Below are 11,705 nucleotides of genomic sequence, written 5' to 3' on the forward strand. Positions count from 1 at the left end.
GGTGGCGGGTTGCAAGACCCGCTCAGCGCTTCCGCCAGCCTGCCAGCGCGATCAGTTCCATCGCGACATGCGCCCCCGCGACCGCGGTGATCCCGCCGGAATCGTAGGGCGGCGAGACCTCGACCACATCGCCGCCGATCAGGTTGATGCCCGCCAGCCCGCGCAGCATCGCCGCCGCCTGCCAGCTGGCCAGCCCTCCCCAGACCGGAGTCCCCGTCCCCGGCGCGAAGGCCGGGTCCAGGGCATCGATGTCGAAGGTGACATAGCACGGCCGGTCGCCGACGATCTCGCGCACACGGCCCAGCACCGCCTCGACCCCGTCGCGATGAACCATCGGTGCATCCAGGATCGTGACACCCAGCGTGTCCGGGTTCTCGGTCCGGATGCCCACCGACACGGCGTTTGAAACCGAAACACATCCTTCGCGTATCGCCTTGTAAAGAAACGTTCCGTGGTCGATCCGCGCCGGATCGTCATCAACCCAGGTGTCGGAATGCGCGTCGAACTGGATCAGCGCCACCGGCCCGTGAATCTTCGCCATAGCGCGCAGGATCGGCAGCGTGATGGAATGGTCCCCGCCCAGCGTGATCGGCAGCGCACCGGCCTCGGCGATCCCCGCCACATGCGCCTCGATCAGCCCCGGCACCTCGGGGACGTTTGCGTAATCGAACGCCATGTCGCCGTAATCCACGACATTCTGGACCGCCAGCGGATCGAACCCCCAGCCATAGGGCGGATCATAGGGCTGCAGGGTCGAGGCTTCGCGGATCGCGCGCGGCCCGAACCGTGTGCCGGGCCGGTTCGTCACCGCCTGATCGAAGGGCACGCCGGTCACCGCGACATCGACCCCCGCCAGATCCTTGGTGTAGCGGCGCCGCAGGAAGCTGGTCGCGCCGCCGAACGCGTTCTCGAAGCTCGGCCCTCGCGGGTCAGCCCGCGTGAACGCCTGATCCACCTGCGTCTTCGCATCCGTCAATGCCATCTGCCTGCCTCGCCTGCTGTCGTTCGGCCCGCAGCATCGGCCAGCGCCGCGTGCCGCGCAAGCGCACCCGCTTGCATTGACAGCCCGGCAGGCAGGCGGCAGAACATCCGGCAAGCCAGACAGGGGCCAAGCCAAACAGGGGGACGCGGATGAAAAAGGTCTACGACAGCGCCGATGCGGCGCTCGACGGAATCCTGAAGGACGGGATGCTGATCGCCGCCGGGGGCTTCGGCCTGTGCGGCATTCCCGAACTTCTGATCGACGCGATCGTGAAAAGCGGCGTCAAGAACCTGACCGTCGCCTCCAACAATTGCGGCGTCGACGGGTTCGGCCTGGGCAAGCTTCTGGACACCAAGCAGATCAGCAAGATGATGTCCTCCTACGTGGGCGAGAACGCCGAGTTCATGCGCCAGTATCTGTCCGGTGAGCTGGAGCTGGAATTCAATCCGCAAGGGACGCTGGCCGAACGGATGCGCGCCGGCGGCTGCGGAATCCCCGGATTCTACACCAAGACCGGCGTCGGCACGGTGATCGCCGAGGGCAAGGAAGTGATGCAGTTCGACGGCGAGGATTACATCCTCGAACGCGGCATCTTCGCGGACCTGTCGATCGTGAAGGCGTGGAAGGCCGACGACACCGGCAACCTCGTGTTCCGCAAGACCGCCCGCAACTTCAACCCGCCCGCCGCGATGTGCGGCAAGATCTGCGTGGCCGAGGTCGAAGAGATCGTGCCGCGGGGCGAACTCGACCCCGACATGATCCACCTGCCCGGCATCTACGTCCACCGGATCGTCCAGGGCGAGCACGAGAAACGGATCGAACAGCGCACCGTGCGCAAGCGTGAGGAGGCCTGAGATGGCTGGCTGGGACCGCAACCAGATGGCCGCCCGCGCGGCCGAGGAACTGGAAGACGGGATGTACGTGAACCTCGGGATCGGCATCCCGACGCTGGTCGCCAACTACGTCGGCGACAAGGACATCACGCTGCAATCCGAAAACGGCATGCTGGGCATGGGACCCTTCCCGTTCGAGGGTGAGGAAGACCCCGACCTGATCAATGCCGGCAAGCAGACGATCACCGAACTGAACCGCACCGCCTATTTCGACAGCGCGCTCAGCTTCGGGATGATCCGCGGCGGCAAGATCGCAGCAGCGATCCTCGGCGCGATGGAGGTCGCGGAAAACGGCGATCTCGCCAACTGGATGATCCCCAAGAAGCTGGTGAAGGGCATGGGCGGCGCGATGGATCTGGTCGCGGGCGTCAAGCGCGTGATCGTCGTCATGGATCACACCAACAAGGCCGGCGAATCCAAGCTGCTCAAATCCTGCACCCTGCCCCTGACCGGCACCGGCGTCGTCGACCGCATCATCACCAATCTCGGCGTGCTGGACGTGGTTGAAGGCGGCCTGCGCATCGTCGAGACGGCCGATGGCGTGACCGAAGACGATATCCGCGCCGCGACCGAAGCGACGATCGTCAACTGACCGATTGCCGGCGCGCGTCGCCGCGCGCCGGCACCGCACCTTTCCACGACCGTTCGGTCAGCCGCGTCGTGCCACGCTGCGCGCCAGCCCGGCGATCAGATCCGTCCGTGTGACGATGCCGACAAGCCTGGCGTCGGACACCACCGGGACAGCGTCCGTGTCACCATCCGCCATCAGCGCCAGCAACGCGGCGACCGGCGTCCCTGACATCGCGACCGGACCGTCGCGGCCCATGATGTCGCCGGCAGTCAACGCTTCGTCACGACCAAGGATCAGGGCGCGCAACGCGCTGACGTTCCCGCGCCCTGATTGCCCGGCGCGCGCCTGCGCCGCATTGATCAGATGCATCTGAAAGATGACGCCCCGCAGCCCGCCATCCGCGCCCACGACAGGCAGCGAGGTGAAGCGATGGGTCCGGAACAGGTCCGCGACCCGGCTCAGCCTCGCTTCGGGACCGACCGTGACCAGGTCGCGCGACATGATGTCGGCTGCGGTCAGGGGACCCGTCGCATGCGCTGCGGCCTGCAATTCGGCAGCCCCGATCAGCCGCGCCAGATCTTCGACGCCAAGGTTGAGCGAGTGTCGATACCGCTTGAGGATGTCGGTCAACTCGCTCTCTGACAGGCCCAGGCGCTCGGCCGGGTCAGGGTCCTCGGTCCTGTGCCGACCCGGAACGTCGAATTGCCGCATCGGATAATGGCGCCCGGTGATCCGTGCATAGACGGTCGCCAGCAGAACTAGCGCCACGGTCCCCAGTGCGATCGGTGCCAGCGCGAAACAGAAGCCCAGTTGCGCGATGCTGTCGGGCGACAGGGCCGCCGTCATTGCGACGGCGCCGGCCGGTGGATGCACCGCACGGCAGGCCAGCATCGCGGTGATCGCAAGCCCGACCGACAACGCGACCCGCAGAACCGGATCGGACACGGACAGGCACACCGCCACGCCGATGATCGCCGACAGCGTGTTGCCCACGATCGATGGCCAGGGCTGCGCCAGCGGGCTGTTCGGAACGGCAAACAGCAGCACCGACGACGCCCCGAACGGTGCGACGAGGTACAGGCCCGTCGTCGGATCGATGGTCTCGGTCAGAAGAAACAGGCCCGTGACCGCAAGCCCGAACACCGCGCCGACGCCTGCGCGCACCGCCTCGCCGATCGCAACGCCGGGGATCGCAGGACCGAGTGATTTCCAGATGGACAACGCCGCACCTCATGCCGGACACCGCCTGATTTCACCGGAATGCCCAAATTTCAAGCACAGTTGAAACCAAGCGCCAGCCTGACCGCCTCTCGATCGCGCAACGCCCTGCGTTGGGTGCCGAGCGTCCCAACCCACCTGTCTCTCACGAAAATTTTCTGGCGAAGGCGTCTTGGAGCCAGCCGAAACCCTTAACGCTTCCTGAACCGCACGCTCGCAGCCTGTGTACAGGTTGTGTACAGCCTGTGTACGCGCGGTGTACGGGTTGTGATCCGTCAAACCCAGCAAATGCAGGTCGAAAAGACGATCGGGGTGTTGCGCTGTTGCGCGCCCACCGCACGCTTGGTGCGCAGCTCAAAGGTTAACGCGCTGGACGCCGCTCGCGCATATCCCTAAGCGCGGGTCATGAGCCTGTCCGCCGACGACATCGAAGCCCTGTTCACACGCCCCGACGGCAGCTTCCTCTGCGCCCGCTGGGGTCGCCCCATCGCGCCGGTCATCTTCGGCCTCGCCGATGAATCGCTGCCGATCTTCCGTGCCGCCATCCGGGCCGTCGCCGCGCATGCCGGCGTCCCGATGGCCGAAACGGATCCGGAAATGGGCAGCAATTTCATGCTGTTCTTCACCCGCGACTGGTCCGACCTTGCGGGCGTCCCCGATCTTCAGGCGCTGACCGGCCAGCCCGATCTGCCTGCGCGTCTGGCCGAAGCCGGCGCCGATCAGTACCGTCTGTTCCGCTTCGACGCGGATGGTGGCATCCGCGCCTGCCTGACCTTCCTCGACATGTCCGGCCCGCTCGCCGACGCGCATCCGGGCCAGCTTGCCGAAACGCTGGCCGTCCGCGCGATGCTGACCTTCGCCCGCGACGTGACGCCCTCCCCCGATCTCGCGGCCCTGATCCGCGCCGCCTATGCGCCCGTCCTGCCCGCCTCCGCCACCGATCCCAGCCACGCGCTGCGCCTTTCCGCGCGCCTGATTGCGGCCTCCGGAAACCCGGCCTAACCTGCCGCGATGAGCCACCAGATCCCCATCCGAGTCTATTACGAAGACACCGATCTCGCCGGTATCGTCTATTACGCCAACTACTTTAAATTCATCGAAAGAGGCCGGACGGACTGGCTGCGCGACCTGGGCATCGACCAGTCCGCGCTGAAGGATCAGGCAGGCGTCGTCTTCGCCGTGCGCCGGGTCGAGGCCGATTATCTCAGCCCCGCCCGCTTCGACGATCTGCTGACGGTGGAAACCGATCTCGCCGCCATGACACCTGCCCGGATCATCGTGGACCAGCGTGTGAGCCGCGACGGCATCACCCTCTTGTCCGCGCGTGTCACCATCGCCTGCCTCGGCCCGGGCGGCCGTCCCACGCGCATCCCCGAAGCCGTCCGAAAGGCGATCGCATGACCACGCGCATCGCCATGTGGTCCGGACCCCGCAACCTTTCGACCGCGATGATGCGCAGTTTCGGCGCGCGCGGTGATTGCGCCTGCGTGGATGAACCGTTCTACGCCCACTACCTGCTGCAGACCGGCCTCGATCATCCGATGCGCGACGTGATCATCGAAAGCCAACCCGCCGACTGGCGTGACGCGCGCGACGCGATGTTGGTGGCGACGGACCGGCCGATCCAGTACCAGAAACACATGGTTCAGCACATGCTGCCGGGGATGCAGACGGACTGGCTGGCGGACCTGACGAACGTCTTCCTGATCCGCGCGCCCGAACGCGTCGTCGCCAGCTTCTCGGCCAAGCGCGGCCTGCCCTCGCCCGATGAATTGGGCTTTCGTCGCCAGCGCGAATTGCTCGAGGAACTCGCCCGCCGCGGCCCGGTCCCGGTCGTCATCGACAGCGCCGACATCCGCCGCGCGCCGAGACCCGCTCTTGCCACGCTGTGCGACGCGATCGGGATTCCCTTTACCGAACGGATGCTGTCCTGGCAGCCCGGCGAAAAGCCCGAAGACGGAATCTGGGGCAGCCATTGGTATGATGCGGTCAACAATTCCACGGGCTTCGCTGGCGCCGAGGGACCATTGCCCACACTGGACGGCCCGCTCGAGGCCTTGGCCGAAAGCCTGCAGGATGACTACGCCGCGGTCGCGGACCACCGGCTTCGCATAGACTGAAGCTGGCGACACTCTCGCCTTTGTGTTGGTCAACCCCCTGACCCTTCTGGTATCAACGCTTTAGAAGGCCGCGCGAACGGCTCGCCAGACTCTGAGGCAGTGACATGGACCCCAATCAGGCCGCAACGGCCCTAGATTTCTCGATGATCGCGCTGTTCTGGCGCGCTTCCCTGACCGTGCAGATCGTTATGGTGGTGCTGGTTCTGGCCAGTGTCTGGGCGTGGTCGATCATCATCCAGAAGCTCATCACCTACCGCGCTGCGCGCGCCGAGGCGAACCGTTTCGACCGCAGCTTCTGGTCTGGCGACCCGCTGGACGATCTCTACGATCGGCTGGGCGAGAACCCGCGCGGCCCGTCCGAGCGCGTCTTCGCCGCCGGCATGACCGAATGGCGCCGCAGCCACCGCGACGACGGTGACCTGATCCCAGGCGCGAGCCAGCGCATCGACCGGGCCATGAACGTCGCCATCCAGCGCGAGGAGGATCGCCTGACGCGGGGCCTGACGCTGCTTGCGACCGTCGGATCGACGGCGCCGTTCATCGGTCTTTTCGGCACCGTCTGGGGCATCAAGAACGCCTTCGAGGGCATCGCGATGAGCCAGAACACCAACCTCGCCGTCGTCGCCCCCGGCATCGCCGAAGCGCTGGTCGCGACCGCGCTCGGACTTCTGGCCGCGATCCCGGCCGTGATCTTCTACAACAAGCTCTCGGGCGACGCCGACCGGTTGACGGGCAATTACGAGACATTCTCCGACGAATTCGCGACTATCCTGTCGCGGCAGTTGGACGGGGCCTAGGTCATGGCCGCCACGCTCCAGCGTCAGGGGCGCAGCCGGCGCGGCGGTCGCGGACGGCGGCGCAGCGCACCCATGGCCGAGATCAACGTGACGCCCTTCGTGGACGTGATGTTGGTGTTGCTGATCATATTCATGGTGGCGGCGCCCCTTCTGACCGTCGGCGTCCCCCTGGAATTGCCGCGCACCGCGGCTGTCGCCCTGCCTTCGGAGCCGGAAGAGCCGCTGGTCATCAGCCTGACGGACGACGGCCAGCTTCTTTTGATGGACGAACAGGTCAGCGAGGCCGATCTGATCGCCCGCCTGCAAGCGGTGCTGGCCGAGCGGGACACCGCCAAGATCTTCCTGCGCGCCGACCGTGAACTGGCCTATGGTCGCGTCGTGCAGGTCATGGGCGCGCTGAACGGCGCAGGCTTCACCGACATCGTGCTGGTGACGGAGACCGGCGGACCCGAGATGAACGGCTGATCGCCAGATGGATCGGGCGCAAAGCATCGGCAGGTGGACCTCGGGGCTCGCGCATGCGGGTTTCCTTGCATGGCTCGCGCTGTCGGGTTCGCTGTTCCGCCCGATCGACACGCCCGCGATCCGCATGACCGAAGTCGCCACGATGACCGAGGCCGAGTTTCAGGATTATGCCGCCAGCGCGCGTGGTGCCGGCCCCGTGGGCGGCGAGGTTGCGGCAGTGCCGGGACTGGCCGCGCCGACGGATGCAAGCGACGATCCGGGCGCGCCGGAGGCTTCGGTCGCGCCCGCCGCCGGGGCCGATGCGCCGGAGCTTGCCGCACCTGATGGGGCGGAAGACGCGCCTGACACCGGTGGCCTGTCGATGTCCGCGCCGGTCAGCATCGCGACCGAATTGCCTGACGTTTCCGCAACGCCCGCCCTGCCCGGAAACGACGGGGCAGAGGTCGCGATTGCCCAACCGACACCGCTGGCGCCGCCAAGCAGCGAAGCCTCGCCCGATCGGCCGGCCCTGCCCGAGCCGGAGCTCAGCGTGACCGCACCAGAGGCACCGCGATCACCCTTGGCGCTCGACGTGTCGCGGCGTCCACAGGACCGGCCCGAGGGTCTGGTCGAGAACCGCGCGGCCCGGCTGGCTGCAGCGGAGGCCGCAAGGCAGGCCCGCGTGGCAGCCGAAGCGCAGGCGGCCCGGCGAGCCGAAGCCGCCGCACGTGCAGAGGTCGAGGCAGCTCAGCAGGCCGAAGCCGCCCGGCAGCAGCAAGCGGCGCGACAGGCCCAGGCAGAGCGCGAAGCCGCCGCAGAGGCCGCCCGCCGTGCGGAAGCCGAAGCAGCGGTGGCGGCCGAAGCCGAGGCATTGGCGGAAGCGGAACGGCAAGCGCAGGAGCTGGCCGACGCCATCGCTGCCGAGCGTGCTGACGAAATCCGTGAAGAAAGAGAACAGGCGATCCGCGAAGAGGAAGCGCGTCGCGCAGAAGAAGAACGTCAGGCGGAAGCCGAGCGGCAGGCGGAAGAACAGCGCCGCGCCGAAGCTGAGAGGCAGGCAGAGGCTGAGCGTCAAGCCGAGGCTGAGCGTCAAGCCGAGGCGGAACGCCAAGCCGAGGCCGAGCGGCAGGCTGAAGCAGAGCGCCAGGCAGAGGCAGAGCGCCAGGCGGAGGCGCAGCGCCAGGCCGATGCCGCCGCAGCCGAAGTCGCGGCGGGGCAGCGCGGCCTGTCACCCGAACTGCAGGCGGCACTCGATGATGCCGCGCGGGCCGAGCAGGACGTCGCAGATGCCGAGGCAGCCGCCGCCGTCGGTGCAAGCCGGACCGAACCGGGTGGCGACGCCCTCGCCATGGCGCTCGACCAGGCATTGGACGTCCCCGGAGCAGGCGAAAGCCAGGGGCCGCCTCTGTCGGTGGCCGAGCGTGATGGCTTCCGCATCCAGATCGAGGCTTGCTGGAACAAGGGGGCCCTCTCTGTCGAGGCTGCACAGACCACGGTTTCCGTCCGCTTCTCGATGGACGCGAACGGCATGCCCGAGGATCGCACCCTGCGGCTGATGGGCCACGAAGGCGGTGGCCCGGCCGCCGCGCAACAGGCCTTCGAAGTTGCGCGCCGCGCGATCCTGCAATGCGCGATCCGCAATGGCGGCTACGGCCTGCCGCTGAACAAGTACGAGCGCTGGAAAGACGTGATCGTCGACTTCCGCCCCGATGGTCCATCGGTGAACTGATGCTTTCTTTTCCCGCCCGTTCAGACCTGCTAGGGACCCGGTCATGATCCGCATTGCCTCAATCGCCGCCCTTCTGACATCCGTCGCAGCCCTGCCGCTGGTCGCGCAGGAGGCTGCGCCCGATGCCGGGCTGTCGGTCGATGTGGCGCCCCAGATCGGCCCGGCCGCCGAGGACGAGGGCGGGCCGCTGCGCATCGAGATCACCGATGGCGTAGTCGAACCCCTGGCAATCGCGATCGCACCGTTCCACGGCGACGGACTCGCTGCCGAGGTGCAGTCGGTCGTCGAGGCGGACCTGACCGGCACCGGCCTTTTCCGCAGCATCGACGACGATGCGTTTCTGGAAACCCGAGACCGTTTCGACGCGCCGGTTGGGTACGAGAAATGGAAGGCGATCAACGCGCAGGCGCTGGTGACCGGCGACGTGTCGGCGACCGAGACCGAGGTGACGGTGCGTTTTCGCCTGTTCGACATCTTCTCGGGTCAGGCGCTTGGCGACGGGATGCAGTTCGTGACCGCCCGTGACGACTGGCGCCGGGCCGCGCACAAGATGGCCGATCAGATCTATGCCCGTCTGACGGGCGAGGCGCCTTATTTCGACAGCCGCGTCGCTTTTATCCAGGAAACCGGCCCGAAGGACGCTCGCCTCAAGCGGCTTGGGATCATGGATTACGACGGCGCGAACATCGCCTGGCTGACCGGCGACGAAGCGCTTGTCCTAGCGCCGCGTTTCGCACCGGACGGCAAGTCGATCCTCTATACCAGCTTCGAAAGCGGCTTTCCGCAGATCCGCGTGATGGATGTGGAAAGCGTCACCTCACGACCGCTGACCGAAGCCAGCGACACGATGGCGTTTTCGCCGCGCTACTCGCCGGACGGCAAGTGGATCGTCTATTCGCAGGACAAGGCAGGCAATTCCGATATCTGGCAGATGGAGCCCGCGACGGGCACCGCACGCCCGCTGATCGCCTCGCCTGCGATCGAGACCTCGCCCGATTACAGCCCCGACGGCACCCAGATCGTCTTCGAGTCGGACCGTTCTGGCAGCCCGCAGCTTTACGTCGCGCCGGCAGATGGTTCGGGTGAGCCCGTGCGGATTAGCTTTGGCGAAGGCCGTTACGGAACACCGGCATGGTCGCCCAACGGCGACCGTATCGCCTTTACCCGCCAGGAAGGCGAATCCTTCCATATCGGTGTCATGCGCGCTGACGGGTCCGAAGAGACGATGCTGACCGAATCGTTCCTTGACGAGGGACCGACCTGGGCGCCCAATGGGCGGGTCGTCATGTTCACCCGCGTGACGCCGGGCGGCGACGGTGAGCCGCGGCTGCACTCGGTCGACATCACCGGGCGCAACATGCGACCGCTCGATCTTGATTTCGCGGCCTCCGATCCGGCGTGGGGACCGCTGCTGCCATGAAGGAAACCGGCGTGAAGATGATCACTCGACATGGACGGGCCGCGACCCTCGCGCTCCTCCTCGCGGCGGGCGGACTGTCCGCCTGCGCCCCGACGCAGCAGCTTCCGCGGCAGGTAAGTGATCCCTACGCGAATGCGGGGGGGGTCGCGATCTATCAGGGCAATCTGCCCGGCGGTTCCCTGGGCGGCAGCGCCAGCGCTGAGTATTTCCGGACGGTCGTCGGCGACACGGTCCTGTTCACCGCCGACCAGACGACGCTCAGCGCCGAGGCGCGGACCCGTCTGGCCGCTCAGGCGCAGTGGCTGATCAACAACACGGCCTTCAACGCCCGCGTGGAAGGCCACGCCGACGAAAAGGGCACCCGCGAATACAACCTCGCCCTTGGCGCGCGCCGCGCCAGCGCGGTTCAGGAATACCTCGTCGCACAGGGGGTCGAGGCTGGCCGTATCCGCACGAACACGTTCGGCAAGGAGCGTCCGCTGGAGGTCTGCTCGACAGAGGTCTGTTTCGCCCAGAACCGCCGAGCGCAAACCATTGTAGAACCCGCGGCGGGTGCGGCGCCCCCCGTCCCCGACGCGACAACACCGGGCGCGGGCGTGTGATGCGCCGGTTTGCGACAACAGCCGCCTTGGCCTTGGCGCTGCTTTCGGCACCCGCGTTTGCGCAGGACGGACCGACGCTTGCCGATCTTCAAGCCGACCTGCGCACGCTGTCGGCCGACCTGCAATCGCTTCGGGGCGAGCTGATGGCCTCGGGCCAGCTGGGTTACGCCGCGGCGGGGGGCGACACCGCGATCGACCGGATGAACGCGATGGAGGCGCAGATCGCCACGCTGACAGGCCAGGCCGAACAGTTGCAGAACCGCATCCGCCGCGTCGTCGCGGACGGCACCACTCGACTGGGCGATATCGAGTTCCGATTGTGCGAGATGGACCCGAACTGCGATTTGTCGAGCTTGATGAACCAGCCCGAGCTGGGCAGCACCGGCAACTCAGGGATGCCCGCCATGCCGGCACCTGCGTCCGGCGCGGCAGGCGCGCCGCCGCGTCCGGCAGCCACGACCGCCAGCGAACAGGCTGATTTCGACCGGGCCCGGGAGGTGCTCGGTCAGGGTGACTTTCGCCGCGCAGCCGAGCTCTTCGCGGCCGTCGCCGAAACCCATGCCGGCGGCCCGCTGACGGCTCAGGCCCTGTATCTGCGCGGGATCGCGCTGGAGCGTGCGGGCGATCAGGATGGTGCGGCCGGGGCCTGGCTGGAAAGCTTCGCGGCAGACCCCGAGGGCAGCAGCGCCGCAGACAGCCTTCTGCGCCTTGCGACCGTGATCGGCGAAAAGGGCGATCCGCTGGCGGCCTGTCTTTATCTGGCAGAGATTCCCGTCCGTTTTGGTGGCAGCGATGCCGCGGTCGAGGCCGAAAGCCGCATGGCACAACTGAATTGCGGCGCGGCCGCCCTGCCCGTTCCCGATGGCGTCGAGGGGCTGGACCCCGAATTCGGTGCCGACATGGCGGAACATGGCTAGGTGGGCGCGGCG

General features: G+C 67.3%; 13 protein-coding genes. 11 read left to right on the forward strand and 2 right to left on the reverse strand.

Annotated features, from left to right (window positions below):
• Positions 1 to 22 precede the first annotated feature (22 nt).
• Entirely contained in the window at positions 23 to 982 is a 960-nt protein-coding gene (speB, locus tag MLD63_RS08920) for an agmatinase (protein ID WP_255329565.1), read from the reverse strand.
• Between the two features lie 149 nt (positions 983 to 1,131).
• Here speB and MLD63_RS08925 point away from each other — a divergent pair, with 149 nt between their 5' ends.
• Entirely contained in the window at positions 1,132 to 1,836 is a 705-nt protein-coding gene (locus tag MLD63_RS08925; RefSeq protein ID WP_255329566.1) for a CoA transferase subunit A, read from the forward strand.
• 1 nt (position 1,837) lies between these two features.
• Positions 1,838 to 2,467 (forward strand): 3-oxoacid CoA-transferase subunit B, encoded by a 630-nt coding sequence (locus tag MLD63_RS08930; protein ID WP_255329567.1) that lies wholly within the window; start codon positions 1,838 to 1,840, stop codon positions 2,465 to 2,467.
• Between the two features lie 57 nt (positions 2,468 to 2,524).
• On the opposite strand, the gene MLD63_RS08935 is transcribed toward MLD63_RS08930, so the two are convergent.
• Complete coding sequence (locus MLD63_RS08935; RefSeq protein ID WP_255329568.1) at positions 2,525 to 3,667, reverse strand: HPP family protein; 1,143 nt, start codon at positions 3,665 to 3,667, stop codon at positions 2,525 to 2,527.
• Between the two features lie 402 nt (positions 3,668 to 4,069).
• Between MLD63_RS08935 and MLD63_RS08940 the strand changes: the two genes are divergently transcribed.
• The 9 genes from MLD63_RS08940 (at position 4,070) to MLD63_RS08980 (ending at position 11,693) form a co-directional block, all read left to right on the forward strand.
• Positions 4,070 to 4,666: a hypothetical protein gene (locus MLD63_RS08940; protein ID WP_255329569.1), complete on the forward strand. Its 597-nt coding sequence runs from the start codon at positions 4,070 to 4,072 to the stop codon at positions 4,664 to 4,666.
• A gap of 9 nt (positions 4,667 to 4,675) precedes the next feature.
• Positions 4,676 to 5,065 carry a tol-pal system-associated acyl-CoA thioesterase gene (ybgC, locus tag MLD63_RS08945; protein ID WP_255329570.1) on the forward strand — a complete coding sequence of 130 codons (390 nt, stop codon included), beginning with the start codon at positions 4,676 to 4,678 and terminating at the stop codon, positions 5,063 to 5,065.
• A complete protein-coding gene (locus tag MLD63_RS08950) occupies positions 5,062 to 5,784 on the forward strand; it encodes a sulfotransferase-like domain-containing protein (RefSeq protein WP_255329571.1) in 723 nt (240 codons plus the stop codon). The genes ybgC and MLD63_RS08950 overlap by 4 nt, the downstream gene beginning before the upstream one ends.
• Before the next feature lie 104 nt (positions 5,785 to 5,888).
• Entirely contained in the window at positions 5,889 to 6,581 is a 693-nt protein-coding gene (gene tolQ, locus MLD63_RS08955; RefSeq protein ID WP_255329572.1) for a protein TolQ, read from the forward strand.
• Positions 6,582 to 6,584: 3 nt separating this feature from the next.
• Entirely contained in the window at positions 6,585 to 7,046 is a 462-nt protein-coding gene (locus MLD63_RS08960; RefSeq protein WP_255329573.1) for an ExbD/TolR family protein, read from the forward strand.
• A 7-nt stretch (positions 7,047 to 7,053) separates the two neighbouring features.
• Entirely contained in the window at positions 7,054 to 8,754 is a 1,701-nt protein-coding gene (gene tolA, locus MLD63_RS08965; RefSeq protein WP_255329574.1) for a cell envelope integrity protein TolA, read from the forward strand.
• A gap of 43 nt (positions 8,755 to 8,797) precedes the next feature.
• The gene (gene tolB, locus MLD63_RS08970) at positions 8,798 to 10,174 is read left to right on the forward strand and encodes a Tol-Pal system beta propeller repeat protein TolB (protein ID WP_255329575.1); all 1,377 of its coding nucleotides are present in this window, start codon (positions 8,798 to 8,800) and stop codon (positions 10,172 to 10,174) included.
• Positions 10,175 to 10,191: 17 nt separating this feature from the next.
• Complete coding sequence (gene pal, locus MLD63_RS08975; protein WP_255329963.1) at positions 10,192 to 10,776, forward strand: peptidoglycan-associated lipoprotein Pal; 585 nt, start codon at positions 10,192 to 10,194, stop codon at positions 10,774 to 10,776.
• Between the two features lie 32 nt (positions 10,777 to 10,808).
• Positions 10,809 to 11,693 (forward strand): tetratricopeptide repeat protein, encoded by an 885-nt coding sequence (locus MLD63_RS08980; RefSeq protein WP_255329576.1) that lies wholly within the window; start codon positions 10,809 to 10,811, stop codon positions 11,691 to 11,693.
• The last annotated feature ends 12 nt before the right edge of the window (positions 11,694 to 11,705 follow it).

This window comes from Paracoccus albicereus (assembly GCF_024359525.1).
Taxonomy (GTDB): Bacteria; Pseudomonadota; Alphaproteobacteria; order Rhodobacterales; family Rhodobacteraceae; genus Paracoccus; species Paracoccus albicereus.